Genomic DNA, 25881 nt, shown 5'->3' on the forward strand with positions numbered 1-25881 from the left:
CGGTGTGCGGCCCGCCCGATGCACTACTGGGGCAGCTGCCCGGCGATGTCCGACAGCACCTTCGCGCCGCTCTCCTGGCCGTTGACGGCCTGGATGGCGTACTGCGTGAAGAGCTGGCTCAGCTGGTCGCTGTTCTTGTTGCCCGGCAGAGGCACGGCGCCCTTGAGCGCTACGGCGAACGTCTCGTCGGCGCCCTCGATCTTGGCGTTGTCGAACCAGTCCTGCTGCACCGAGGTGCGGCTGGGGAACGCGCGGCCCTCGGCGGCGAGCCCGCCGAGCACCTTGGCGCTCGTCATGGAGACGATCGCCTTGTAGGCCTGGTCGGGGTACTTGCACTCCTTCGAGATGCCGAAGCCGGATCCGGCCGAGTACGTCGTCTCGGTCGTGTCGCCGACGGGGAGCGTCGTGACGCCGAGGTCGAACTTCGCCTTCTCCTTCTGCGTGATCAGCGACCACGGGCCGTCGGTGTACGCGGCGACCTGGCCGTTGACGAACGCGTTGCCGTCGGCGGACGCGTCGCTGGACGCCTCGGTCGAGTAGCCCTTCTTCACGAGGGTGGCCATCCAGTCGAGGCCGGCCGCGAACTTGGCGTTCGTCGGGTCGAGGGTGCCGTCGCTCGTGACGACGCGGCCGCCGTTGTAGGCGAGGATCAGCGACTCGAGCGGGATGTCGCCGACGTTCGGTGCGAAGAGCGTCTTGCCCTTGGCCTTGAGAGCGGCGCCCGCCGCCTCGAAGTCGGCGGTGGTCCAACCCGGCTTCGGCTCGGCGACACCGGCCGCCTTGAACATGTCGCGGTTGTAGAACATCAGGAAGGGGCCGGTGTCGTACGGCAGGGCGTAGAGCTTGCCGTCGACCTTCATGCCGGTGAGAGCCGTCTGGTCGAACTCCGACAGGTCGGTGCTGTTCTTCTTCACGAGCGAGTCGAGGTCGACGAGCTGCGAGGTGTAGTTGGCGGCGCGGAGGCTCTGCAGCGTGACGATGCACGGCGCGCTCGACGACGACAGCTGCGTCTGGAGCTTGGTCCAGTAGTCGGCGAACGGGGCGCCCTGGATGGTCACCTTGAGGCCGTCCTGGTCGGCGTCGGCCGCGTCGGCGACCTTCTGCCAGGCGGCCTGGTCGGCGTTGCCGGAGATCCACATGCCCCAGGTGAGGGCGTCGGCGGACTGTCCGCCGGCGGATGTGGAGCCGGAGCAGGCGGCCAGCGCGAGTGTCATCGCGATGGCGGCTCCGGCGAGGAGAGGGCGGCGTTTCATGACTGGCTCCACTTCGTTGTGAGGGTGTCGGTGCTGTGTTCAGTTCAGGAATGTTGCCGAGTTGAGGTCAGCGTCATCGAAGGCTCAGCGGGAGGCGACGGCGACCGGCTCGCCGATCTCCCGCCACACCGAGCCGTGCGGATACGAGTAGGCCTGAGCCGACTCGGGCAGCATGTCGGCGCCCGCGCCGGGAGCCGTCGGAGCGACGTAGTTGCCGTCGCGCATCACGACCGGCGTCGCGAAGTGCTCGTGCAGGTGGTCGACGAACTCGATCCGGCGGTCGTCGAGCGAGCCCGAGACGGCGACGAAGTCGAACATCGAGAGGTGCTGCACGGCCTCGCACAGCCCGACGCCGCCGGCGTGCGGGCAGACCGGGATGCCGAACTTGGCGGCCAGCAGCAGGATCGCGACGTTCTCGTTCACCCCGGCCACGCGGGTCGCGTCGATCTGGAGGTACGAGAGCGCCTTCGCCTGCAGGAGCTGCTTGAAGACGACGCGGTTGGCGATGTGCTCGCCGGTGGCCACCGGCACGGGGGCGATCCGGCGGGCGATCTCGGCGTGGCCGAGGATGTCGTCGGGGCTGGTCGGCTCCTCGACCCAGGCCAGGTCGAACTGAGCGAGCGCGCCGATCCACTCGACGGCCTCGTCGACGTCCCAGCGCTGGTTCGCGTCGATCGCGATCCGGATGTCGGGGCCGACGGCCTCGCGGGCGAGCCCCAGACGTCTGATGTCCTCGTCGACGCTCGCACCGACCTTCAGCTTGATCTGGGTGAAGCCGTCGCGGACGGCCTCCTTGCTGAGGCGGACGAGCTTCTCGTCGGAGTACCCGAGCCACCCGGGAGTCGTGGTGTACCCGGGGTACCCGGACTCGAGGAGGAGGGACTCGCGTTCCCGCCGCCCGTCTCTCGAGGCGTTCAGGATCGCCAGGGCCTCGTCGCGGGTCAGCGCGTCGGAGAGGTAGCGGAAGTCGACGAGGTCGACGATCTGCTCGGGGGTCAGCCGGGCGAGCAGCTGCCAGAGCGGCAGGCCCGCGCGCTTGGCCTTCAAGTCCCAGAGGGCGTTGACGACGGCGCCGACCGCCATGTGCATCACGCCCTTCTCCGGGCCGAGCCAGCGGAGCTGCGAGTCGTGGACGAGCTCGCGCCAGACCCCGCCCATGTCGGCGAGGAGCGCGTCGACGTCGCGGCCGACGAGGAACGGGGCGAGCGCCTTGTAGGCGGCGACCTCGACGTCGTTGCCGCGGCCGATGGTGAAGACGAAGCCGGAGCCGCTGAGGCCGTCGGCGTCGTCGGTGTGGATGACGACGTACGCGGCCGAGTAGTCGGGGTCGGCGTTCATGGCGTCGGATCCGTCGAGGTCACGCGATGTCGGGAAGCGGACGTCGCGGCTCTCGAGCGAAGTGATGCGGCTCACCTGGACTCCTTTGACGAGGTGGGGGCACACCGCGGTGACGAGCACCGCGAGGTGGGGCACGGCATGCGGTGCCGTGATGTGCCGCAACTCTAAACATCCGATGTCTAGTGAGTCAAGAGGAGATTTTCTCTACTCGAGGGACTACTTTAGGCAGGGCAAAGGTGCAGACACTTGATGAATTGCGCCGATTTCGACGATTAGGAGCGCAATGCGATTTCTCAGGACCGGCCCGCTCGGGTCGGAGCGACCCGCCGTGGCGACCGACGACGGCACGTTCGACATCTCGTCGGTGCTCGACTCCCTCGGGGTGAGAGACATCGGGCCGGAGTTCTTCGCGGCGGGTGGGATCGACGCCGTCCACAACTCTCTCGGCGCGCTCCCCGCCACGACGCCGGCCGAGCGCATCGGCTCGCCGATTGCGGCCCCCGGCAAGATCGTCTGCATCGGCCTCAACTACCGAGACCACGCCGCCGAGACGAACGCGGCGATCCCCGACGAGCCGATCGTCTTCATGAAGGACCCGTCGACGATCGTCGGTCCGAACGACGACGTGCTCATCCCGCCGACCAGCACGAAGACCGACTGGGAGGTCGAGCTCGGCATCGTGATCGGGGCCGAGGCGCGGTATCTGGCCTCGCCCGACGAGGCGAGTTCCTGCATCGCCGGCTACGTCGTGTCGCACGACGTCTCGGAGCGCGAGTACCAGCTCGAGCGCGGCGGACAGTGGGACAAGGGCAAGTCGTGCGAGACGTTCAACCCGCTCGGCCCGGAGCTCGTCACCGCCGACGAGGTCGACCCGTCGAACCTCCGGCTGACGCTCAGCGTGAACGGCATCTCGCGCCAGGACGGCACGACCGCCAACCTCATCTTCGACGTGCCCTACGTCGTCTGGTACCTCAGCCAGTTCATGGTGCTGCGCCCCGGCGACCTCGTCAACACGGGCACCCCGGCGGGCGTCGCGCTCGGCCTGCCCGACCACCCGTACCTCCGCGAGGGCGACGTCGTCGACCTCGCGATCGAGGGGCTGGGTGCTCAGAGGTCGACGTTCCGCCGCGCGACCACGGGCGCCGTCGCGTCATCGGCTGCGTCTTCTCGGGCGGCCCGCGCATGACCGGGCAGCTGGACGGCCTCCGCGCCGTCGTCACCGGCGGCGCCTCGGGTATCGGGGCCGCGATCGTCGACGCTCTGCTCGCCGGCGGCGCCCGAGTGGCCGTCATCGACCGCGCCACCGACGGAAGCCACCCCGATGCCTTCGCCGTGCAGGCCGACATCGGCGACGACGCCTCCGTGCGCGCGGCGATCGACGCCATCGCGGCCGAGCTCGGCGGCATCGACACCCTCGTGAACAACGCGGGCATCGGCGCTCAAGGCACGGTCGAGGCGAACGACGACGAGGAGTGGCACCGCGTCTACGACGTCAACGTCGTCGGGCTCGTCCGTGTCTCGCGCGCCGCGCTCCCCCACCTGCGCGCCGCCGGGGCCGCGTCGATCGTGAACACCTGCTCGATCGCGGCCACCGCGGGGCTCCCCCAGCGGGCGCTGTACTCGGCGACGAAGGGGGCCGTGCTGGCGCTGACGCGCGCCATGGCGGCCGACCACCTCCGCGAGGGGATCCGCGTGAACTGCGTCAACCCCGGCACCGCCGATACGCCCTGGGTCGGGCGCCTGCTCGACTCGGCCGACGACCCCGCCGCCGAGCGCGCCGCCCTCGAGGCGCGACAGCCGCACGGCCGGCTGGTCTCGGCCGCCGAGGTGGCCGCCGCCGTCGCGTACCTCGTCAGCCCCGCCGCATCGTCGACCACCGGCACGTCGATCGCCGTCGACGGCGGGATGCAGAACCTGCGCCTGCGCGACTGACCCCGCCTCTGAAAATTCAAGGAGATTTGTGGCGCGGCGGCCTCGGATCGCACTGAGGCCGCCGCCCGACGCCGGTTTCTCCGTGAAATTCGGAGGCGGGGCGGGGGTAGCGTGCAGGCATGAGCGACTTCACGTACCAGGGCCCCGCCGACATCGACCGGGCCATCGGCTACTTCGTCGGGTTGGACGACAGCGAGAAAGACGCCCTGGCCGTCATCGAGTTCGACGGCGTCATCGACGAGCTGCAGGCCGAGTACGAGAAGGCCAGCGCCGACCCGGCGTACCGCCCCACCGACGACTTCCTGGTGCGCCTCGGCGACTACCTCGGCATGGCGGGTGACAGCGCCACGGCTTAGGCGGTCAGCGCCCGCTCGAACGGGGTGCGGAACACTGGCTTGACCAGCGCCCCGCCGAGACGCTCCTGCAGCGAGGCCCCCGCAGCGGCAGCCAGCGCAGGAACGTCGGTGCCCCGATCGGCCACCACCTTCACCCGAACCTCTCCGTCGGCCGCCACGGCCCACCCGCCGACGATCTCCCCACCCCACCACACGGTCGGCCCGAGGTTGCCGTTGGTGTCGAAGTGCGGGGCGGGGTCGACGCCGAAGAACCACCCCCGCTGCTTGTAGCCCATCGGCGTCGGGTCGAGGGCGGGCAGCAGCGTGATGGCCGGCGGCGCGGGCTCGACGTCGAGCTCCGCGCCCGCGAGGGCGACGCCGGGCTCGCCGTCGAGGTCGACCTCGTCGATCGCCAGGCGCCCGAGGGCGGCCCGCACGGCGGTCTTGGTCCACCCCGTCCACCACTCGATGTCAGAGACGGGTGCCGGACCGAACACGCGCAGCCACTCCTCGACGAGCGACGCCTGCGCCTCGGCCTGCTCGACGACCGGCAGCCCGTCGGGCCACCAGTGCTCGAGCGGCTCCCAGCGGTGCAGGCGGGTCGTCCACTCCCCCGCCGCCGTGCCGCGGACGATGCTCCCCTCGGCGCTCATCAGCGTCAGCAGGATGCTCGTCACGTTCTGAGCGAGGTCGGACTTCACGCGAGGGACGATCGCCGTGCGGAGCCGCGGCTCGTCTGTGCTGAGCTGCGCGCCGGTGGCCGTACCGCGGGCGAGGAGGCCTGCGTGAGCACCCCGCTCGACCTCGGACACCCAGGCCCCGATATCGCCTGCGATCGACGGCTCGGTGCCGTTCAGCTCGAGCATGCGCACGAGGCGCCTGCGGAGCGTCACGGCGAGGGGCGTGCTGGCCGCGGCCTGCACGACGGGGACGATCTCGCGGGGGAAGACGAAGAGCGTGCGGCGCATGGCCATCCAGCGGACGAGCGCCCGGCGGTCGTACATGGCGGCCTGGACGTCGGCGATGGTCAGGTCGCGGGCGCGCGCGAGCACCTGCAGATAAACCGAGGCGGGGTCGGTGGCGTGGAGCGCGAGCACCGACCGGGTCGCCTGCTCGGGAGTCGCGGCGTCGCCCGTGAGGTGGTGCCGCCGCACGAGGAGCGCCCGGCGATCGGCTGCGGTGAAGGTGCGCATGCTCCGACCGTAGCGTCAGCCGCCGACACCCAGGGCCGTTCGCGCAACGGTCACCGGCCGTTCACATTTCATTGCAGATTCATAGGCAACCTAGAGGAAGTCCCCCGCTCGGGGGGCGTCAACGAGGAGACTGCAATGCGAAAAACAGCCAGCACCCGTCACAGAAGAGTCGCGATCGTAGCCGGCGTCGTCGCCGCCGCTGTCCTGCTTCCCAGCGCGGCATTCGCCGGCGCTGAGGCCGCTCTGTCGCAGAACGGCGGCGCCACGCGCCTGGCCGGCGACCAGACCGCGGCCGTCAAGGCCGCCATCAAGGGCTCCAAGGCGAAGAACGTCATCCTGCTCATCGGCGACGGCATGGGCGATTCCGAGATCACCGTCGCGCGCAACTACGCGTACGGCGCCGCCGGTCGCTTCCCCGGCCTCGACGCGCTGCCGCTGACCGGCTCGTACACGACCTACTCCCTCTACAACTCCGGCCCGGACAAGGGCAAGCCCGACTACGTGACCGACTCCGCCGCTTCGGGCAGCGGCTGGGCCACCGGCACCAAGACCTACGACGGCGCCATCTCCGTCGACATCGACGGCGCCCCGCAGGCGACCATCACCGAGATCGCCAAAGCGAACGGCTACCGGACCGGCGATGTCTCCACCGCCGAGATCCAGGACGCCACCCCGGCCGTCCAGGTCGCCCACGTCGACGCGCGCAGCTGCTACGGCCCCGACTCGACCTCGTGCGGAGACGACTCGCTCGTCAACGGCGGCCTCGGCTCGATCAGCGAACAGCTGATCGGCACGCGCCCCGACCTCACGCTCGGCGGCGGCTCGACCAGCTTCACGCAGACCGCGAAGGCCGGCAAGTACCAGGGCCAGACCCTCTTCGACCAGGCCGAGGAGCGCGGCTACAACGTCGTCTCGACCGGGGCCGAGCTCGCCGCCGTCAAGAAGGCCGACCAGAAGAACCCCGTCCTCGGCCTCTTCACCCCGGGCAACTTCCCCACCCGATTCGCCCCCAGCACGGCGACCGTCGGCGGAGCCAGCCTCGCCCCCGTCACCTGCCAGCCGAACCCGGAGCGCCTCGGCTCCGATCTCAGCCTCAAGACGCTGACCAGCAAGGCGATCTCGCTCCTGAACAAGCCGAAGGACGGCAAGGGCTTCTTCCTGCAGGTCGAGGGCGCATCCATCGACAAGCAGGATCATGCCGCCAACGCGTGCGGCCAGATCGGCGAGACGATCGACTTCGATGAGGCCATCCAGTCCGCGCTCGCCTTCGCGAAGAAAGACGGCAACACGCTCGTCATCGCTACCGCCGACCACGCCCACACGAGCCAGATCGTCGACTCGACGCCCCCGGCGACCCTCAGCACCGCGCTGACGACGGTCGACGGCACCACGATGAAGGTCGCCTACGGCACCGCTGCGGCCGGCGGATCGCAGCAGCACACCGGAACCCAGGTTCGCATCGCGGCCTACGGCCCGGGAGCGGCGAACGTCGTCGGCCTGACCGATCAGACCGACACCTTCTTCACCATGGCCCGCGCTCTGAAGCTCGACACCGACACGGCGTCGCTCAGCGACAAGGGCCGCGCCTCGGCGAGCGACTCGCGTCCGCGCCCCTCGGAGAAGGTGACGATCACCGGCACGAAGTTCGCCGGCGACCGCCAGGTGAGCGTCACGGTCGGCTCGGCCGATCTCGGCACGTTCGACGTGATCGACGGCTCGGTGTCGGTGAAGCTCACGGCTCCCGTGAAGCTCGGCGACGTGGCGATCACGCTGAGCGGCGTGCAGACCGGCCATGACGCCGTCGCGAAGATCCGCGTCACCAAGTAGCGCATCGCGAGAGACCCCCGCCTCCGGCACCCGCGCACAGTCGCGGCTCACGTGCCACGCCGGAGCGGGGGTCTTCCGTACGCCCCGAGCGAAGCCCACCTCGCGTTCACCGCCCGGCCACGAACCGTTTCGTCCGGTCGGCGAGGCTTGCCGGGCCCGCCCACCGATCTGAACGGACACGCATGCGCCCGCCCCTCGTGAAGCTGGGAGCCATCACGCTCACCGGCTCGCTCGCCTTCGCCGGCATCCTCGTCGCCACCACCACTGCCCAGGCCGCTCCCGACTCCGGGATCGTCATCAACGAGATCGAGTCGCAGGGCGGAACCCCGGGCGACTGGATCGAGTTCGCCAACCTCTCGCCGACGGCCGTCGACATGTCGGGCATGGTCGTCAGAGACGACGTCGACACCGACTCGTACGTGATTCCCGACGGCACGACGATCGCGCCGGGTGCGTTCTTCACGGTCGATCAGCTCGGCGGCACCGGCGTGACGACGGGCTTCGACTTCGGCCTCGGCGGTGCCGACTCCGTCCGCCTCTACGACGCAGACGGCACGACGCTCGTCGACGCGCACACCTGGACCGCCCACGCGACCACGACGTACGGCCGCACCGCAGACGGCTCGTTCCGGACGACCTCCGGGGCGACCGGGACGCCGCCAACGAGTTCCCCGAGCCCACACCGACTCCGACGCCCACTCCGACCGCCACGCCCACGCCCGGGGGCGGGTCCCCTGCGGGGCTGGCCTTCAACGAGGTCGAGTCGAACGCCGACGACACCGACTGGGCCGAGGTGACGAACACCTCGACCGAGGCCGTCGACATCTCGGGCTACACCTTCAAGGACAGCGACGACACCCACTCGTACGTGCTGCCCCGGGGCTCGATCGTCGAGCCCGGCGCGTTCGCCGTCATCGACCAGAAGACCACGACCGACAACGGCTTCGACTTCGGCCTGGGCGCCGACGACGCCGTCCGCCTGTTCGACACCGGTGGCGCCCTCGCTGTCAGCTACAGCTGGACCACCCACAGCGCGGTGACCTACGGCCGCTGCCCCGACGGCACCGGCGACTGGACGACCACGACCGTCTCGACCAAGGGCGAGGCGAACGACTGCTCCTCGCCGGTCAGCATCAACGAGGTCGAGTCGAACGGCGGCTCGCCCGACGACTGGGTGGAGCTCACGAACATCGGCGCGTCGACCGTCGATATCTCGGGCTACGTGTTCAAGGACAGCGACGACACCCACTCGTACGTGATCCCCGCCGGCACCACCGTGGCCGCAGGCGGCTTCACCGTGCTCGACACCACGACCGCCTCGACGCCCGACGGCTTCGACTTCGGCCTCGGCGGCGCCGACAGCGCGCGGCTGTTCCTGGCTGACGGCAGCACCCTCGTCGACTCGTCCAGCTGGACGTCGCACGCAGGAACCACCTACGGCCGCAACCCCGACGGCACCGGCGACTTCGAGCAGACCTCGGAGGCCACCAAGGGCGCCGCGAACCGCTTCGAGGGCACAGCCGTCGCCGAGACCTGGCCCGGCAGCCCCGACGAGACGGCGCTCGACGCCGAGGTCACGTACACCGGCGACCTCTCGGGCCTCGACTACGAGCCCTCCGGCACGTCGAAGGACGGCACCCTGTGGGGTGTCGAGAACGGCAACGGCAAGCTCTACAGGATCGTGTCCGACGCCTCCGGCGGCTGGGCGCCGGCCACCACCGGCGGCTGGGCCGACGGCAAGGTGCTCCACTACGCCGACGGCACCGGCACGGTCGACGCCGAGGGCGTGACGGTCGCCGACGACTCCTCCGAAGGCGGCATCTACGTCTCGTCCGAGCGCGACAACGACGTCTCGTCGGTCAGCCGCCCGGCCGTCCTGAAGTACGACGCCACGTCGCCGGCGACCGTCCTGAACGCCGAGCAGGAGTGGAACCTCGCGGCCGACTTCCCCGGCCTCGGCGCGAACTCGGGCCTCGAGGGCGTCACCTGGATCCCCGACGCGTTCCTGACCGGGAGCGGCTTCGTCGACGGTTCGACGAACGCCGCCTACGAGCCCGCCGACTACGCGGGCCACGGCGACGGCCTCTTCTTCGTCGGAGTCGAGGGCACCGCCAGCGTCTACGCCTACGCGCTCCTCAGCGACGGCGGCTTCCACCGCGTCGCCACGATCGCTACGTCCTTCCCGGTCGTCGCCGACGTGCAGTTCGACGCCGACCTCGGTCGGCTCTGGGTCGTCTGCGACGACGCCTGCGAGGGCCAGACGGCACTGTTCTCGATCGACGACTCCGGTGCGTTCACTCAGAGCTCGCTCTACGACGCCCCGTCGAACGCCGACCCGGCCCTCGCCAACGAGGGCTTCGCGATCGCTCCGGCCGCCACGTGCACGACCGACGGCGAGCGCGAGACGTTCTATGCCGACGACAACGACACCGACGGCTTCTCGTTCCGCGAGGGCAGCTACCCGTGCGAGCCCGCGACGACGACCCCGGGCGCAGGAACGGGCGGCGGCGACAGCGGAACCGATCCCGCGGGCGTCCTCAGCCCCGACCAGCTCACCGCCGCGAACCGCGGCGACGTCGCCGCGGCCGACCCGTCCCTGGCCTACACCGGCACGGACGTCATCGGCACGCTGGCGGTGGCCCTGGCCCTGCTGGTCGCGGGTGCCGGCGCGATCGTGGTGCGACGCCGCCAGAAGGCGTAGCCCCGCCGCACCCTGACCTGCGGCACCACGATCGGGACTCGGCACCAGTCCCTCGCCGCTCCGCACCACGATCGGGACTCGGAACCGAGCCCGGTCGTGGTGCGGAGTCCTGATCGTGGGCGGGGAGCCGGACCGGGGCGCGAGCACGGGGTTAGCATCGACGCGTGGGGACCAACGCGGACGAACGGCGGCACGAGCTCGAGGCCATCGCGTTCGGCGAGGGCACGACGGCGGCGGAGCGCGCCGACGCCCTGCGGGCCCTCGGCGTGAAGCCGGTCAAGGCCGGGCCAGTTCCTGCGCCCGAGTCGTCGACGGAGGCTATGGAGGATCCCGGGCACGCAGAAGCCGAGACGTCGGCTCCGACTCCGCGATCGCAGTCGCGCATCGTCGCGACGGCGGCCTTGCTCGCCGGCATGCTCGTCGTGGGCGGCGCGGCCGGCTTCGGGATCCGCACGGCGACAGCCCCCACCGCCGAGGCGACACCCGACTCGGCTCTGACGTCGCGCCTCGCCGCGGGCGATCCCGCGACGAGCGCATCGGACCCCGCCATGGACTCGACGCTCACGAACGACGACACCCTCAACTCCCCCGCGGCATCGCCCACGAGCGACGTGTCGACGGCCCAGGCGCAGGCCGACTCGCTGTTCGTGGGCGACCAGACGACGCTCGACAAGTACCCCTTCCCGCCCGACGCCGGAAGCGACACCGACTTCACCGCGTCGACCACCCGCCTCGTCCTGACGAGCGCGCAGGGCATGCGCGTCTGGGTGGCCGAGCGAGCAGGCGACGGGGGCGGCTACTGCCTCCTGATCACGTCGAGAGCCGACTCGTCGAACGGCCTCGCCGGTTCGTCGACGTGTGCCTCTCCGGGCTCGTTCGCCGCCAACGGCATGACGCTCACCATGTCGTCGTTGACTGCCACCTGGACGGGCAGCTCGGTCGGAATCAGCGTCACGGGCTGACGGGCGCGCACTCCCTCCGAGGGGTGCGCGGTATTCCCTCCGAGGGGTGCGCAGTATTCCCTCCGAAGGGTGCCCTGGCAGTGCCCCCAAGACCCCAGGTGACGCGGATACGCTTGAAGCGTGCTTACAGTGAATGCTTTCGGAGCCCCCTCCGCCACCGAGCCCCTTGTCCCCCTCACCATCGAGCGTCGTCCCGTCGGCGCCGAAGACGTCCTGATCAAGATCGCCTACGCCGGCATCTGCCACTCCGACATCCACTTCGCCCGCGGCGAGTGGGGTCCCATCAGCTACCCGCAGGTCGTGGGTCACGAGATCGTCGGCGAGGTCGTCGAGGCCGGCGCCAATGTCACCAAGTTCTCCGTCGGCGACCGCGTCGGAGTCGGCTGCATGGTCAACTCGTGCCGCGAGTGCGCCAACTGCCTGGCCGGCGAAGAGCAGTACTGCCTGAAGGGCAACATCCAGACCTTCGGCGGCATCGACCCGAAAGACGGCAACGTCACCCAGGGCGGCTACTCCACCCACGTCGTCGTCGACCAGGACTTCGTGCTGAACGTCCCCGAGTCGCTCGACTACGCCGCCGTCGCCCCGCTGCTGTGCGCCGGAATCACCACCTACTCGCCGCTCCGCCACTGGAACGCGGGCCCCGGCAAGAAGGTCGCCGTCGTCGGCCTCGGCGGTCTCGGCCACATGGCCGTCAAGCTCGCCGCCGCCATGGGCGCCGAGGTCACCGTGCTCTCGCAGAGCCTCTCGAAGCAGGAGGACGGCCTCCGTCTCGGCGCCTCGCACTACTACGCGACCAGCGACCCCGCCACCTTCGAGAACCTCGCCAACGAGTTCGACCTCATCATCAACACGGTGTCGGCGTCGATCGACATCAACGCCTACCTCAGCCTCCTCACGCTCGACGGCGCCCTCGTGGCAGTCGGCGCTCCGGCCGAGCCGCTCGGCGTCCAGGTCTTCACGCTGTTCGGCAACCGCCGCACCTTCGCGGGCTCGTCCATCGGCGGCATCCGCGAGACCCAGGAGATGCTCGACTTCTGCGCTGAGCACGGCATCGTCCCCGAGACCGAGCTGATCGGCGCCGACCAGATCAACGAGGCGTGGGAGCGCGTGCTGAAGAGCGACGTCCGCTACCGCTTCGTCATCGACACGGCCACCCTGACCGGCGCGGGCGCCTGATGAAGGCGGCTCTGATGTACGGCGCGGGCGACGTCCGCGTCGAGACCGTGGATGACCCGACGCTCGCCGACCCCGCCGATGCGATCGTGCGCGTCACGGCCGGCTGCATCTGCGGCTCCGACCTGTGGCCGTTCGCGTCCAAGAAAGACAGCGACACGGGCTCGCGCATGGGTCACGAGTTCGTCGGCGTCGTCGAGCAGGTCGGCGACGACGTCGCGCACGTCAAGGTCGGCGACTTCGTCATCGCGCCGTTCGTCATCTCGGACGGCACCTGCGACTTCTGCCAGGAGGGGCTCGAGACCTCCTGCAGGCACGGTGAGGCCTGGGGCGGAACGACGCACGACGGCGGGCAGGGCGAGATCGTCCGCGTGCCGCTCGCCGACGGCACCCTCGTGGTCGTGCCGGCCGGATTCGACGAGAAGCTGATCCCCTCGCTGCTCTCGCTGTCGGACGTCATGTCGACGGGGTACCACGCCGCCATCATGGCCCGCGTTCAGCCCGGCCAGAGCGTCACCGTGATCGGCGACGGCGCGGTCGGCCTCAGCGCCGTCCTGTCGGCGAAGCTCCTCGGAGCCGAGACCATCATCCTGATGGGTCGCCACACGGCGCGCACCGACCTCGGTCGCGAGTTCGGCGCGACCCACGTCGTCGCCGAGCGCGGCGACGACGGCATCGCCGCAGTGAAAGAGATCACGAACGGCGACGGCACGCACGTCGTGCTCGAGGCCGTCGGCCTCGGCGCCGCCGTCGAGACCGCGATCGCCGTCGTCCGCGACGGCGGCGTGATCAGCCGCGTGGGCGTGCCGCAGGAGCAGTCGCTCCCATTCGGGCGCAGCGAGTTCATGCGCAACCTCACGATGACGGGCGGCGTGGCCCCGGCACGCCACTACATCCCGACCCTGCTGCCGCTCGTGCTCGACGGCTCGATCGAGCCCGGCAAGGTCTTCGACGTCACGATCGGCGTCGACGAGGTGCCCGCGGGCTACCAGCAGATGGCCGACCGCACGGCGCTCAAGGTGATGGTCCGCCCCTAGGTCGCTGCCTTTCGGGCACGCGCAGGAACTGCCCCGTCCACCGTCGACTCGACGGTGGCGGGGCAGTTCCTGCATCCGCGCCCCCGCCCGTTGGCACGAGATAAGCTCACCCCACGACACGTTTCGAAGGAGAACCCCGTGCACGAACTCAGGCCCGACTGGACCCGCACACTCGGCTCGACCGGCCTCACCACCACCGCCGTCACCATCGGCGGAGGCCCTCTCGGCAGCCAGCCGCTGCTGTTCGGCTACGACACCCCCGAGGCCCAGGCGGTGGAGCTCGTCGAGGCCGTTCTCGACAGCCCGATCCGCTCGATCGACACGTCGAACCAGTACTCGGGCGGCGACAGCGAGACGCGCATCGGCCTGGGGCTGGCGGCGCACGGCGGGCTGCCCGACGACTTCCTGGTCGTGACGAAGGTCGACTCGATCGACGGCGACTACTCGGGCGAGCGGGTGCGCGCCTCCGTCGCCGAGAGCAAGGCGCGGCTCGGCCTCGACACACTGCCGCTCGTGCACCTGCACGACCCCGAGAACCAGGCCTTCGAGTTCATGTCGGCCCCCGGCGGCGCGGTCGAGACGCTGGTCGCCCTGCGCGACGAGGGCGAGATCGGCCACATCGGGCTGGCCGGCGGGCCCAGCGGCGAGATGCGACGCTACATCGACCTCGGCGTCTTCGAGGCGATCCTCGTGCACAACCGGTACACGATCGTCGACCGCAGCGCGGCCGCCCTCCTGCAGCACTGCGCCGACGCCGGACTCGGCATCATCAACGCGGCCGTCTACGGCGGCGGGATCCTCGCCGCACCCCGCTCCGGCAACACGAACTACGGCTACCGACCCGCGGCTCCCGAGACCCTCGCTGCCGTCGCCGCCCTGGCCGACCTGTGCGACGAGTACGAGACCGACCTCGGCACCGCGGCGCTGCAGTGGTCTCTGCGCGATCCGCTCGTGAACACGACGGTCGTCGGCATCAGCAAGCCCGCGCGCTTGGACGGGCTGCTGGCTTCGTCCGCCGCCGAGCTGCCGGACGCGTTCTGGGAGCGCGCCGAAGAGCTGACCCCGCCGGCGCGGGTCTTCCTGGACGCGTAGCTCCGCGCCTGCGGGGCGCCCGCCGCGCGCCGGCTCTGCGCCCCGCAGGCAGCCCGGTGGCGGCCCGGCGGTGGCCCGGCGGCGGCGAACTAGGGTCGACGTGTGAACCGCACCGACCGGCTGTACGCCCTCGTCGAAGAGCTGCGCGCCGTGGCGCCCCGCCCCCGGAGTGCCCGCTGGCTCGCCGAGCGCTTCGAGGTGAGCGGCCGCACGATCGAGCGCGACCTCTCGGCGCTGCAGCAATCCGGCGTGCCGATCTGGGCGGAGCCCGGCCGCACCGGTGGCTACTGCCTCGACGCGTCGCACACGCTGGCTCCGCTCGGCTTCACCGTCGACGAGGCCCTGGCGATGACCGTCGCACTCGGCATGCTGGGCACGAGCCCGTTCTCGGGGCCCGCGGCCTCGGCCCTGCGGAAGGTGGTCGCCGTCTTGGACGACACGACGACGGGGGTGACGGGCGAGCTCGCCTCCCGGGTGCTCTTCGTGCGCGACGAGGCCCCGACCGGAGCACCCGCCGGGCTGGTGGAGGCGTTTCGGAGCGGCGAGATCCTGCGCCTGGAGTACCGCGACAGAGCGGGCGTCGCCACGCGGCGCGATGTGGAGCCGCTCGGCTACGTGGGGCGCGAGGGCAGCTGGTACCTGGTCGGGTGGTGTCGGCTGCGCGACGGGGTGCGGGCGTTCCGCGGCGACCGGATCGCGGCGGCCGAGCCGACCGGCGAGAGACCTCCGAGGCGTCCGTTCAGCGCCGCCGACCTCGACGCGATGTACGGCCATATCACTGCGGCCGGGTCGTGAACGGGGAGCTGTCCCGGCGCGCCTCGTAAGCACCGCGGTTCGTAAGCATCGCGGTTCGTAAACACCGACAGGGGGCTGTCGCCGGCGCCTCCGAGACTGGTCGGGTCGGGCCACCGGGGCCCGCCGGAAAGGCCACCATGGACTTCGCCTCCATCCGCATCATCACGCACGACGTCGACCGGCTCACCGCCTTCTACGAGAGGGTCGCAGGAACTCCGGCCACCCGCCCCGCCCCCGTCTTCGCCGAGATCCGCACTCCGACGGCCACCCTCGCCATCGGCAGCACGGCCACCGTCGCGATGCTCGGCGACGCCGCCCCCGTTCCTGCGTCGAACAGGTCGGTGATCATCGAGTTTCGCGTGGCCGATGCCGATGCCGAGTTCGCGCGCCTGCGCGACCACCTCGACGACATCGTGCTCGAGCCGACGACGATGCCGTGGGGCAACCGCTCGGCGCTGTTCCGCGACCCGGACGGGAACGTGGTGAACCTGTTCTCGGTGCCGGTGGGGTGAGCCGGGTGCGGCTCGCTGCCCGGGCGTCCCGCCCGACCTACTTCTCGCGGATCGTGATCGGGGGGATCGGAGTCGCATATCCGTACGTGGGAAACCCGATGGTGATGGAACCGTCAGGGTTGCACACCGACAGGAAGGAGCCGCTGGCCGCCGGCTTGGTCCCCAGTGGTGGCCTGTACTCGGACTGCGGAGCCCGGACCAAGACGATGCCGTGCCGCACATAGAGGGCCCCACGCGCGCGAAGGAGCGTGTCTGTCTCGCGAGCCATGACTCCGGGTTCTCCATGACAGGAATCGGCGACGTCGGTGTAAGTCGCTCTGTGGCCGACGTAGGCGGTGACACCCGTCGCCCCCGACCCGACAGCCACGAGGATTCCCGCTGAAGCAAGAGCCCGGCGAACGGACAGGTCGAGTCTGGAGCGCAGCCAGAGGAACGCACGGGCCGACGCAGCGACCTCAGCGATCACCAGCGAGAGCGCTCCGACGTCCCAGCCCGCTGCGCCGTGAAAGAAGAGATCGACGTGAGCGAACGCACCCAGGCACACCAACGCGACCGTGACGGCCGTGAACGTCAGCGCGGCAGTTGAGAATAATCGGCCTGATCCGACCCGAGCACGCGATCGAGCATCCGCCATACCCCCAAGCTACGGAAAGATCTCGGCGCTCTCCTCGACCAGAAGATGCATTCGAGGCGACGGAGGGATGACCGTCGTCGACCGCCGCCTGGTTTGGAAAAGTCGTGGAGCACTGGCGCGGCTGGTCAGGGCTTCGCGTCGTGGCCGGCAGGCGCCTCGGAGAGTCTCCATCGTCCCTCTGGTCACGCGGTTGCTCTCAGATCACCTGGGGAGTGAATTCGTCGTGGAGTGTTCTTGTCGGACGGTGGCGATCGCGGTCCGGGTGAGTTCGACGCTGCGCTGCAGCCCCAGTTCGTTCGTGTCCAGGAGCACGCGCGACTGGAATCGAGCGAGCTCGTCGGGCCACTGCTGGTAGATCCCCTCTAAGAAGACGCGCTCCCGCGAGACGCCCCGCGATGGGTCTCGCTGTGCGCGCTCGAACGCCACACTGAAGGGCGCGGTAAGCGCAACCGTGACGACGGGGGTACCCGCCGGCGCCTGGTCGATGATTCGGAGGACTTCTTCATAGCTGCCTGATCCCTCAGCTATGACGCACGTGAGTGAGGAGCGCAGCCACTGACCCGTGACGGACTCGAAGATGCGATGCGCGGTCTCCCAGTCCGGCAGGGTGGGCAGAGCCATCGCCGCTATCTGATCGAGTTCGACCAAGGCGACGCGTTCGCCGGCCTGCCTGAGCTCATGGCTCAGCGCGGCTGCCAGCGTGCTCTTGCCCGACGCTTGAGGTCCGGCGATCACGATGAGCGCGAGCGGAGGCAGAGGGTTCATCGTTCAACCCTGCCGGAGTCAACGTCGTCGCACCAGAGGCCACTCCCCGGGCTCCACCCTGCGGTCACGGGATCAGGTGCTGCGCGATCGTGCCCGAGCCGTCGGCAAGCGTGATCTCGGCAAGTGCGCCGTTGACCAGCGGCATCTGAGGTGACTGGTGCCCTGTATCGAAGTCGAGGATCACCGGTACCCCGAGACCACGCAGCGCGCGTCGGACTGCTTCTTCTTGCGTGAGACCAGCCAGACTTCCGCCGGAGGTTCGGCCGATCACGATGCCGTTCGCGTCGTCGAACCAGCCGGCCAATCGCAGCGATTGAAGCATTCGAAGTACCGCGATGGAACCTGGGCTCTTGATCGCGCGTCGTTCAATCACGGGGACGACGTACGCCTCCGATTTGGAGATGACTTTTGGGGCCCACTTCGCTGGATCCTCTCTCAGCTCGCCAATAAAGAACGCGATTTTGCAGCGCTATCTGCGCGCTACGACATTGACTTCGAGTTTCGCGCGTTCAATCAACGACTCGGCCAAGAAGTTCTCATCCCGGGGAACCTCCTGGCGGATTTGAGTCGGCTAGGACTCGATCTGCGAATTCACCTCTAGAAAATCGACCCTGGGTGTGCCGAGGTCCCCCGACTCAGGAACCTCCACCGTTCGCGAGATTGGCCGAGCGCCGCGAAAGAAATACCGTGCGGCTCGGCCCGCCTTCACGAGGGAACGACCAGCGGCACTTCCGGTCATGGCCGGCAGCCCCTAGCTTCGGTCTTGTGACCTTTCCCTTGAAACTCACCCGCTCCGTGTGGGTCGGAGTCCTACAGCTCGATGAATATGACGAGTCGATCTCCGTCCACGATGAAGTCGATTGGCAGGTCTCGGCCCTCAATGAGGGCTTTCTCGACGGGGCACTGCCCGGAGAACCGTTGGTCGACTTCGAACTCGATCGCTACGCCGAAGCCATGGGCTTAGCTCGAACAGCCCTCACGGGCACCGTAGCCCGAATTCGGTGGCTGGATTTTCCTGTCCCAGCGGCCTTGGATGTCTCTCGTGCGGCCGAACATTCATCGCCGACGGCGCGGTCCATTTACTCGACGAAGGAGCTGATGGGGCGCGGGCGGCAGGATCGGCAGGCCCTCTTGGTGCAGTGGGGAAGGGAGTGGAGTGGTTTCGGCGGATTCATCGTCGACGTTGTCCTCTACAGCAATTCGGAGGAGTTGGAGGCGCTCCGCGTGCGCCTCCCCAACGCACACAGCGTGCCGTGGCCAGAACCGGAGTAGCCGAGCGTGGGCCAACCTTCATCACGCGAGTTGGCGTGTTCAGCGAAGAAGGCCTACCGATCGGACTTCGTTCGGCGACTGGTGAGGCCGACGGCTATACCGCCGGCTAGTAAGACGAAGCCAATGGCCGCGACAACAAACGGACCTACTAGATTTGGCAGGCTTTCGGAAACGGTCATGTGTTCGTCGGCCCAGATGCCGAGCTGAGCGCCGTCGATATAGGTCAGGACCACAATGGCGAGTCCAGCCAACGACATCAGCCAAGGCAATGCTTTCATGAACAATTCCTGACTTCCTGCAAGGCGGAAAAACTTGATTGCTTTAATCTACGAAAGGGTTTGCCAAAGGGGCTCATTCCGGCGGAAGAGGTTGCTGACGAATCGGCTGACCAATTCAGCGCGTAAGCCGAACCCTCAGCGCTCATCCCTCGCCGTCATCGCGGCTAAGCCATCCGCCAGATCTCGAATTGCCTCGGCGAGGGCCTGAATTCCTTGATGCTCAGTCGAGTGCAAGGCTCCGAGACCGATGGGCTTTGCGTACAAGTCGATGGCCTTCTGTGCACTCTCGGCGGCTGATCGAAAGGACAGGTTGGCGTCGTTGCTCGTCATAGCGTTAGCTTTTCATCATTCAAGAGGGGATGCCAAAGGCGGTCGCATTCCATGGACGGAAGCCGGACCATCTACGTGCGGCCTAGCTCACTTGAGGGGCGACTTAATCGAGCGGTAGCGTCCGATGGCGATGCCCGTTGTTGCCGCTCCGAGCATCACAATTGCTGTTCCAATGATTCCATGACCGTGACCCGCCAGTGAACCGCCGGTCACGAGCAGGACTATCCCTACGGCGGCAAGAAACAACCACGATCCACGCGTCATCTGCTGATTATGGCTCTGGCAGCTCCACCTGACCAATACCCTGTCCAGAGGGACGGCCCCCGTGCGGCCGTGCCTGCGTTCACATGGGAACCCTTTCTGCCGCAAGAGGCGCGCATCTGACCCACCTGACCGGTGTCGTTGGCCCCGCCATATGGAGCCAGACCGTACGCTCGCGTCATGGTCGACTGGTTCTTTGGGCTTCTGACACCCACTCAATGGGACGCCTGGAGAGGTTGGCTGACCACGCTCGGCGGCCTGTTGGCGTTGCCCGTCGCAACGAGCACGTACCTCCGGAACGGACGCATCAAGAGGGAAGAACAGGCTCGCCTGGTGTTCTCGAAGTTCACACATGTCGAGAATCACAATCCCGGCTCGACTGTCCCTCTACTCCCGAACGGAGCACGCGTCGGCAACGCCTGCGCCGCCCTGGGACTCATTAACAACCCGGACCCCGACTCTGAAGAGAAGATGCTCGGGGTGGCGCTCCTGCCGCTGAATCAGACGACCGTCATCATTCACAACGGCAGTAAGGAGTTGATCGGGCCCGCTCGCGTGCAGATAGTCAACGGCGGCACGGGCCGCACCTGGGACGACTTCTCCATCAGCGTCGGCGCCATCGACCCAGAGACTGACTACGTCGTCAACTTCACGTGGGAGAACGACGTTTATCCCGGAATGCCCGCGCTGGCGACGACGGTAATCTTCCGCGACGCGAGCGGACAGTGGTGGCGAAGGCACCGCTCGGAGCCGATTGAGCATGTGCATGACGACCCGGAGAACGCGGGGCCGACGCCCGCGGAGCGGGTGACGATTCGCGCCAACCAGCAGGCGATGGGAATCCCCACGGAGCATCAACTCGTGGAACCGAATGTGCGTCTTCGCGTTCGGTGGCACCGATTCTGGCGAGCTCGAGCCGGTAAGTCACCCATACCGTGACGGGGATCTCTAGCGTTCGCTCACGGCCAGGAGTTCCTTGTAGAGCCGCCGGCGATCTTTGGCGCCTTGGCCGTAGTCGATAACCGTCGTAGCGACGGTAGGTCTCCAACCTGCTTCAACTTGGGTTCAACTTCCTTGTCCGGGTGTGAAGCTGAGCTCGATTACGCCAGCCCACACTCGCCAGGTGAACCCCACGGTGAGAATGGCCCCGGCGGTGGTCGCTTCCTTGAATTTGAAGCGCCTCGATGTGCGGACCACCTCGGAGATCAATGCGGGCAGTGACTCGCGAGGTGTCTCAAGAGGGAAGGTGGCCGAGCTTCGCGCCCGCGAACTCGACACCTTCAAATCGCTTTCCATGCCATCGCTCTCCTCCGAAATCGCCACGATCAGATGATCCTCGAGACCTCTTTCGGATAGGAGCGAAAGACGGACCTTCAGCGCGATGCCGCCAATTTGCTCACCACTCTCACTGCGGTGCGGACCATGGCGCCCTCGCTTTGTACCTCCGCTTCGATGTGGACGGGCCGTTCTTCAAACTCAACCCTGCGGGAAATCTCGTCGCCGCGGGAGAAAGCCATGTCCTCGTAGGCTGGCGGTACCTTCGGTAGGTGCAGATGTCGAGCGGCCCTTTGACGGCTGTTTCCTCGGCAAAGTTGCCGGGGCGATCGTGACAGTCCCTGACGACTAAAGTCCGTAGCCCCGTCCCACGGCGACACCGTAAGGGACACTTGCTGGCCTTAGATCGGACTCCTTGCGCTCTAAAAGGCCATTGCGCGATTGAGGACGTGCCAGACGATGCCGTTCAAGACCATGAGGAGCATGCCAGCGGCCGGGCCCGCGAAAAGCAGCTGGTGGCTTCGCCGTTTTCGCGTCCCGACCTAGATGGCCGCACCGACGAACGTCGCTAAACCGAAGAGGAACGCAAACGGCACAGTGACGTTTCCGAAGGTCCAGTCGCAGTTGTCCGCGCCTGTTCCGACGTCTGCGCACGCACCGGACTGCGTGTAGAGCCAAGTTGAACGGAACGACTCGAAGACGGCTGCGTAAAAAACGATGAATTGCAGGGCAAAGAGTCCAGTAACCCCAAGCCATCGAAGCACGCTGAAGCCTCGACGTCTGACCTCGGGTTCACCCGTCGCATCAGCAGCAGTCACAGCCCCAGTCCTTCGTCGGCTTCGCGCGTTTCAAGTCTTCGACCAGAGATTACATAGCCTTCTTGGTGCACGTATTTACCCCAGAACGGGGCGGGCCAGCGCCACATTGAGCGGCCGGGACTGCTGTCAAATCAGTTGACCAATCGCGCGCGCAAGCCGGACGCTCGCCGTTCGTCGGCAACGGCGTTCGCGGAGCAAGCGTCAGTCTGGCGCATGCATTTCAGCAATGCCCCGGTTCGACCCCCTCGGATTGAGGAACGCTACGCAGGTCCGGTTATCTGTCTGTATGGTCGGGTCATGAACCGGACTCGTGGGCAATTCTTGACCTCCGCCGTGGTGCTTGGGGGCTGGGAGTGATCATGCTTGCGCTCGGGTGGCTCCTTCAGTCGACGCACCACGATGCGGCCGTTCTGTTCTTTGGCGGACTTTCTGTTCTCGTTCTGGCAGCAGCCGGAACCGTGATTGCCTTTCGAGCGCCGCGACGCTGACGTCCCGATCTACCTAGGTCCGCTCTTCGGACTGTTGGCGAAACGGAGGACTATACGAGCGCGAGAGCCGGACGACCACCACTCTTCTCCCTCTAGGTTTGCGCTTCAACACGAGACGGCGTCCGCGATGTGCGTATAACCCGCACGATGAAGTGCACGGTGGCGGGGCGGTAACTGCAACCACAGCGCCAAGACCAGAGCGAAAGCAAGCTCCGCAGACGACTCCGTCAAATCGGGGCGATTTCCGCGACGCCGAGAACCGTCAGAAACGGTCACCTTAGCGTTCTGACGCTTTCGGTTTTGACGATGAGTTTCGCTGGATCAAGAGCCCCCAGTATTCGCGGTTCGCCAAGCGCGCTGCAACGACCTCCAGAAACGATCGCTATCGCGGGACGTGTCCGATAGCGGATCGGGACCGGACGAGTGACGCCCTGTTGCCCCTGGATCCTGCCGAGCATTCATGCTCTGCACGCTTTTGGGGTTTTCGTTGCGCTACAGTCTCCTGCAGAGGGAAAAAACTCTGCTTTGCCCCGGCAAGTGGAACCGCGCACACGTCTCATGGGAGTCGTCACTTCTTCATCAAAGGAGTGCCCATGTCTGAACGAACCGCCCGGCCGCCGTTCGACCCCGAGCTCGCGCCCTTCCTCACCGCGCTCGAATCTCGCGGCTCCTTCGCTCTTACGCCCGAGATGCTGCCCCGCATGCGGCAGCTCGACGTCACCGAGGACCTCCTCGACGAACGCCTGCGGAACCGCGGATATCAACGGCGAACCGTCTCCGTCCCCGGGCACCTCGGTGGTCGCATCAGCCTCGCGATCATCGACCGCATCGAGCGCGCCGGGACCACCACGGGCGTCTATACCATCCACGGTGGAGGCATGATGTTCGGCCACTACCTGGGCAACCTCGACTCGTACGACGACTGGCTGCTCGACCACGACATCGTGCTTATCAGCGTCGACTACCGCCTCGCCCCCGAGCACCCCGACCCTTACCCTGTCGAGGACTGCTACGCCGGCCTCGTCTGGGTCGCAGAGAACGCCCCCAAACTCGGCATCGATCCGGGTCGGATCGTGATCGCAGGACAAAGCGCCGGCGGTGGGCTCGCCGCCGGCACAGCGCTCCTTTCGCGAGACCGGAAGGGACCCGAGCTGATGGCCCAGATCCTCGTCTCTCCCATGCTTGACGATCGTGACGACACGGTGTCGACCATGCAGATGGATGGTGTCGGGGTCGCGGACCGCCAGATGACCATCTTCGGCTGGAACGCCTACCTCGGATCACGCCGCGCTACCGAAAACGTCTCCGCATACGCCGCACCAGCCCGCGCCACGGATTTGTCTGGATTGCCGCGAACCTACATCGACTGCGGCAGCGCAGAGGTTTTCCGCGACGAAGACGTCACCTTCGCCAGCCGCCTCTGGGCTGCCGGGGTCGACGCGGAACTCCACGTCTGGCCAGGAGCCTTCCACGGGTTCACCAGCATGATGCCCGACGCCGCCATCTCCAGGACCGCCATCGCAGGCCTCGGGGACTGGACCCGACGGCTACTCGGCGCGCCCCAGCCGGTCCGACTCCATGACCTGGAATGCCAAACAACGCAAGTTGACGAAAATCAACCGTCTCAGTAGCCGATCAGCTACCGGGCGCGGTCTGCAGAAATCCGTTGCGCCGATGATTCAGCCGATGCTTGCTCATAGTGGGGAAGAGCCCACGCGCCACCTCGATCCGTCGTAGCTCGTGCTGCAACGCGTTCGGGGATGCGGAGGGCGCAGGCCCCGGAGAACGCCGCCTGGAGCGCAGCGACAGCAAGTCTCCGCCGCGGGAACCCGAACGCCAGCAGACGAGGTTTCACCACGGCCTGGATCTCATCAACGAAGGGGCGAAGGGTCAAGTCATACCGGCGTAGGGCGCCCTCCAGGTCGTCGGGCGTGGCGTTGATCTCACCAGCGAGGACGTACGCCCCGACAAGCCCGCCCGAGATGCCCATACCGCTATAAGGCGAGGCGCAGTGCGCGGCATCTCCGAGCAGGACGACGCGGCCCTTCGACCAGGTGCCGGTGCGGACCTGCAACACTTCCTGCGAGTAAAAGAACGGTGCCTCTTCCATACCGTCGGTGAACCGCTGCGTCTGCCAACCGGCATTCCGGAACCGGTCACTCCAGAACCGTTGCTGGTCCGCGATCGGAGCGCGGTGGATTGCCGAGGCCTGAGCCGACGAGTCGCGGACGATGAAGTACGCCTGCGTCTCGGCCGCGTTGTGGCTGCGCCGCATGATCTGCCGGCCACCCGGCGCGGCGTAGGTCTCTCGCATGTCGCTGTCGGAGGCGACTCGGGGCACGAACCAATACGCCATGTGCAAACCGGTCCGCCAGTAGACGTCCGCTCCCTCAGGAAGGATGGCTCGTCGGATTCGGGATCCCTGACCGTCAGCTCCCACGAGCAGATCGAAGGTCTCCTCGGAGCCGTTGGAGAAGTGGGCGGTGACCTGGTCCTGAGCCTGGTCGAACCCGTCGACGGTCAGCCCGAAGCGATAGTCGACGTCGTCTTTCGTGGCGTCGTGGAGGATACGGACGAGATCGCCGCGCATGATCTCGAACTCGGAGGTGAAGGTCTGCTTTCCCTCACCGGAGGTGTTCGCCATGATCGCTCCGAGCTGTCGTCCGGCTCCGTTCACGAATGCGACACCGGGCTCGGTGACGAGATGCGCCCGGACCTCGTCCAACAGGCCCATCGCGACGATCGCCTCGATGCCCTGCCCGCGCAGGTCGACCTGCGCTCCTGTTGCCCGGAGCGCTGGGTACCGCTCCGCCACCGTGACCCGATGACCGGCTCGCGCCAACCAGAACGCCAGTGCAGGACCGGCGACTCCACCGCCTGCAATGAGGACCCTCAATGACTTCTTCTTCTCCGCGACCATGACATTGCTCCCATTAATCTATCGGTGATAGTTGCTGTGCCCGAAGTGTGCGCCTATCGGTGATAGATTGTCAAGCATGGCGAAAATTGATAGAGGGGCAGTGGTCCGGGAAGCGTTGGCGCTGCTCGATGACGTGGGCCTGGATGGGGTCAGTACTCGTGCGGTTGCTCGGCGACTCGGGGTGGAGCAGCCGTCTCTGTATTGGCACTTCAAGAACAAGCAGGAACTACTGGCAGCCATGGCCGCGGCCGCGCTTGAGCGGCACGAGGAGCTTCCGCTACCGCAGGTGGGCGACGACTGGAAGTCGTGGTTCCTGGAGAACTATCGGAGTTTCCGCGGTGCCCTCCTGGCGCATCGCGACGGGGCACGCCTCCACGCTGGCTCCGTCCCCGACGGCGCCTCCCGGGAACGGCTCCTGCGGAAGTTCGCGTTCCTCATCGAGGCCGGCGTGGCCGAGCAGGATGCAATCACGGGGATGCTCGCTGCGAGCAGGTTCACTGTCGGCAGCGCCCTCGAGCAACAGGCAGACCCCGACGCGGACGGGGCCTCGCCAGACGCAGTCGAGCAGCCCGTTGCCCCAACACACAAACAAGCCTTCGAGGCAGGCCTCCTGATGCTTCTCACCGGTCTCGAAGGCTCCACCGCAACCGCTAAAGCTAGACGACTCTGACGCACTTCAGTGCACCG

Annotated in this window: 28 protein-coding genes; 17 read left to right on the forward strand and 11 right to left on the reverse strand. The window is 67.7% G+C overall.

Features of this window, described 5'->3' with window-relative positions; all coding sequences use genetic code 11:
• Positions 1–23: 23 nt before the first annotated feature.
• Positions 24–1253 carry an ABC transporter substrate-binding protein gene (locus EDF46_RS04460; RefSeq protein ID WP_123505029.1) on the reverse strand — a complete coding sequence of 410 codons (1230 nt, stop codon included), beginning with the start codon at positions 1251–1253 and terminating at the stop codon, positions 24–26.
• Between the two features lie 84 nt (positions 1254–1337).
• On the reverse strand, positions 1338–2666 hold the full coding sequence (locus tag EDF46_RS04465) for an enolase C-terminal domain-like protein (RefSeq protein ID WP_123505203.1): 1329 nt from the start codon (positions 2664–2666) through the stop codon (positions 1338–1340).
• A gap of 208 nt (positions 2667–2874) precedes the next feature.
• Here EDF46_RS04465 and EDF46_RS04470 point away from each other — a divergent pair, with 208 nt between their 5' ends.
• The 3 genes from EDF46_RS04470 to EDF46_RS04480 all read left to right on the forward strand — a co-directional run bounded on the left by EDF46_RS04470 (position 2875) and on the right by EDF46_RS04480 (position 4879).
• A complete protein-coding gene (locus EDF46_RS04470) occupies positions 2875–3777 on the forward strand; it encodes a fumarylacetoacetate hydrolase family protein (protein ID WP_123505030.1) in 903 nt (300 codons plus the stop codon).
• Positions 3774–4523, forward strand: coding sequence for an SDR family NAD(P)-dependent oxidoreductase (locus tag EDF46_RS04475; RefSeq protein ID WP_123505031.1), 750 nt, complete (start codon positions 3774–3776; stop codon positions 4521–4523). The genes EDF46_RS04470 and EDF46_RS04475 overlap by 4 nt, the downstream gene beginning before the upstream one ends.
• A gap of 119 nt (positions 4524–4642) precedes the next feature.
• A complete protein-coding gene (locus EDF46_RS04480) occupies positions 4643–4879 on the forward strand; it encodes a hypothetical protein (protein WP_123505032.1) in 237 nt (78 codons plus the stop codon).
• Here the strand turns inward: EDF46_RS04480 and EDF46_RS04485 are convergent.
• Positions 4876–6051 carry a winged helix DNA-binding domain-containing protein gene (locus EDF46_RS04485; RefSeq protein WP_123505033.1) on the reverse strand — a complete coding sequence of 392 codons (1176 nt, stop codon included), beginning with the start codon at positions 6049–6051 and terminating at the stop codon, positions 4876–4878. The two genes, EDF46_RS04480 and EDF46_RS04485, sit on opposite strands and share 4 nt — an antisense overlap.
• A 135-nt stretch (positions 6052–6186) precedes the next feature.
• Here EDF46_RS04485 and phoA point away from each other — a divergent pair, with 135 nt between their 5' ends.
• From phoA to EDF46_RS04530, 9 genes are all read left to right on the forward strand, one after another.
• Complete coding sequence (phoA, locus tag EDF46_RS04490) at positions 6187–7878, forward strand: alkaline phosphatase (RefSeq protein WP_123505034.1); 1692 nt, start codon at positions 6187–6189, stop codon at positions 7876–7878.
• 182 nt (positions 7879–8060) lie between these two features.
• A complete protein-coding gene (locus EDF46_RS04495) occupies positions 8061–8675 on the forward strand; it encodes a lamin tail domain-containing protein (RefSeq protein WP_123505035.1) in 615 nt (204 codons plus the stop codon).
• Entirely contained in the window at positions 8672–10579 is a 1908-nt protein-coding gene (locus EDF46_RS04500) for a lamin tail domain-containing protein (protein WP_123505036.1), read from the forward strand. The genes EDF46_RS04495 and EDF46_RS04500 overlap by 4 nt, the downstream gene beginning before the upstream one ends.
• A gap of 164 nt (positions 10580–10743) precedes the next feature.
• A complete protein-coding gene (locus EDF46_RS04505; protein ID WP_123505037.1) occupies positions 10744–11541 on the forward strand; it encodes a hypothetical protein in 798 nt (265 codons plus the stop codon).
• A gap of 120 nt (positions 11542–11661) precedes the next feature.
• On the forward strand, positions 11662–12720 hold the full coding sequence (locus EDF46_RS04510; protein WP_123505038.1) for an NAD(P)-dependent alcohol dehydrogenase: 1059 nt from the start codon (positions 11662–11664) through the stop codon (positions 12718–12720).
• On the forward strand, positions 12720–13754 hold the full coding sequence (locus EDF46_RS04515) for an alcohol dehydrogenase catalytic domain-containing protein (protein ID WP_123505039.1): 1035 nt from the start codon (positions 12720–12722) through the stop codon (positions 13752–13754). The genes EDF46_RS04510 and EDF46_RS04515 overlap by 1 nt, the downstream gene beginning before the upstream one ends.
• Positions 13755–13892: 138 nt before the next feature.
• A complete protein-coding gene (locus tag EDF46_RS04520; protein ID WP_123505040.1) occupies positions 13893–14846 on the forward strand; it encodes an aldo/keto reductase in 954 nt (317 codons plus the stop codon).
• A 102-nt stretch (positions 14847–14948) separates the two neighbouring features.
• Positions 14949–15641, forward strand: a complete 693-nt coding sequence (locus tag EDF46_RS04525; protein ID WP_123505041.1) for a YafY family protein — start codon at positions 14949–14951, stop codon at positions 15639–15641.
• 137 nt (positions 15642–15778) lie between these two features.
• On the forward strand, positions 15779–16153 hold the full coding sequence (locus EDF46_RS04530; protein WP_123505042.1) for a VOC family protein: 375 nt from the start codon (positions 15779–15781) through the stop codon (positions 16151–16153).
• A 37-nt stretch (positions 16154–16190) separates the two neighbouring features.
• Here the strand turns inward: EDF46_RS04530 and EDF46_RS04535 are convergent, their stop codons facing one another.
• From EDF46_RS04535 to EDF46_RS04545, 3 genes are all read right to left on the reverse strand, one after another.
• Positions 16191–16787 carry a hypothetical protein gene (locus EDF46_RS04535; protein ID WP_148061136.1) on the reverse strand — a complete coding sequence of 199 codons (597 nt, stop codon included), beginning with the start codon at positions 16785–16787 and terminating at the stop codon, positions 16191–16193.
• A gap of 201 nt (positions 16788–16988) precedes the next feature.
• Positions 16989–17552 carry an AAA family ATPase gene (locus EDF46_RS04540; protein WP_123505044.1) on the reverse strand — a complete coding sequence of 188 codons (564 nt, stop codon included), beginning with the start codon at positions 17550–17552 and terminating at the stop codon, positions 16989–16991.
• Positions 17553–17616: 64 nt separating this feature from the next.
• Positions 17617–17925: a hypothetical protein gene (locus tag EDF46_RS04545; protein WP_233579821.1), complete on the reverse strand. Its 309-nt coding sequence runs from the start codon at positions 17923–17925 to the stop codon at positions 17617–17619.
• Between the two features lie 392 nt (positions 17926–18317).
• On the opposite strand from EDF46_RS04545, the gene EDF46_RS04550 reads away from it, so the two are divergent.
• Positions 18318–18824 carry a hypothetical protein gene (locus EDF46_RS04550; protein ID WP_148061137.1) on the forward strand — a complete coding sequence of 169 codons (507 nt, stop codon included), beginning with the start codon at positions 18318–18320 and terminating at the stop codon, positions 18822–18824.
• Positions 18825–18877: 53 nt separating this feature from the next.
• On the opposite strand, the gene EDF46_RS17955 is transcribed toward EDF46_RS04550, so the two are convergent.
• The 3 genes from EDF46_RS17955 to EDF46_RS18265 form a co-directional block, all read right to left on the reverse strand.
• Positions 18878–19102 (reverse strand): hypothetical protein, encoded by a 225-nt coding sequence (locus tag EDF46_RS17955; protein WP_148061138.1) that lies wholly within the window; start codon positions 19100–19102, stop codon positions 18878–18880.
• A 135-nt stretch (positions 19103–19237) separates the two neighbouring features.
• Positions 19238–19432, reverse strand: a complete 195-nt coding sequence (locus tag EDF46_RS04555; protein WP_123505047.1) for a hypothetical protein — start codon at positions 19430–19432, stop codon at positions 19238–19240.
• An 87-nt stretch (positions 19433–19519) separates the two neighbouring features.
• Complete coding sequence (locus tag EDF46_RS18265; RefSeq protein ID WP_158614142.1) at positions 19520–19696, reverse strand: hypothetical protein; 177 nt, start codon at positions 19694–19696, stop codon at positions 19520–19522.
• A 177-nt stretch (positions 19697–19873) separates the two neighbouring features.
• On the opposite strand from EDF46_RS18265, the gene EDF46_RS17960 reads away from it, so the two are divergent.
• Together EDF46_RS17960 and EDF46_RS17965 are read left to right on the forward strand one after the other, a co-directional pair.
• The gene (locus tag EDF46_RS17960; RefSeq protein WP_148061139.1) at positions 19874–20632 is read left to right on the forward strand and encodes a hypothetical protein; all 759 of its coding nucleotides are present in this window, start codon (positions 19874–19876) and stop codon (positions 20630–20632) included.
• A gap of 184 nt (positions 20633–20816) precedes the next feature.
• On the forward strand, positions 20817–21026 hold the full coding sequence (locus EDF46_RS17965) for a hypothetical protein (protein ID WP_148061140.1): 210 nt from the start codon (positions 20817–20819) through the stop codon (positions 21024–21026).
• A gap of 484 nt (positions 21027–21510) precedes the next feature.
• Here the strand turns inward: EDF46_RS17965 and EDF46_RS17970 are convergent, their stop codons facing one another.
• The gene (locus EDF46_RS17970) at positions 21511–21786 is read right to left on the reverse strand and encodes a hypothetical protein (protein WP_148061141.1); all 276 of its coding nucleotides are present in this window, start codon (positions 21784–21786) and stop codon (positions 21511–21513) included.
• A gap of 1081 nt (positions 21787–22867) precedes the next feature.
• Here EDF46_RS17970 and EDF46_RS04565 point away from each other — a divergent pair.
• Positions 22868–23905, forward strand: coding sequence for an alpha/beta hydrolase (locus EDF46_RS04565; RefSeq protein WP_123505049.1), 1038 nt, complete (start codon positions 22868–22870; stop codon positions 23903–23905).
• Between the two features lie 8 nt (positions 23906–23913).
• Here EDF46_RS04565 and EDF46_RS04570 read toward each other — a convergent pair whose 3' ends face one another.
• A complete protein-coding gene (locus EDF46_RS04570; RefSeq protein WP_123505050.1) occupies positions 23914–25194 on the reverse strand; it encodes an FAD-dependent monooxygenase in 1281 nt (426 codons plus the stop codon).
• A gap of 76 nt (positions 25195–25270) precedes the next feature.
• On the opposite strand from EDF46_RS04570, the gene EDF46_RS04575 reads away from it, so the two are divergent.
• Positions 25271–25864 carry a TetR/AcrR family transcriptional regulator C-terminal domain-containing protein gene (locus tag EDF46_RS04575; protein ID WP_123505051.1) on the forward strand — a complete coding sequence of 198 codons (594 nt, stop codon included), beginning with the start codon at positions 25271–25273 and terminating at the stop codon, positions 25862–25864.
• The last annotated feature ends 17 nt before the right edge of the window (positions 25865–25881 follow it).

It is taken from the genome of Frondihabitans sp. PhB188 (assembly GCF_003752365.1).
Taxonomy (GTDB): domain Bacteria; phylum Actinomycetota; class Actinomycetes; order Actinomycetales; family Microbacteriaceae; genus Frondihabitans.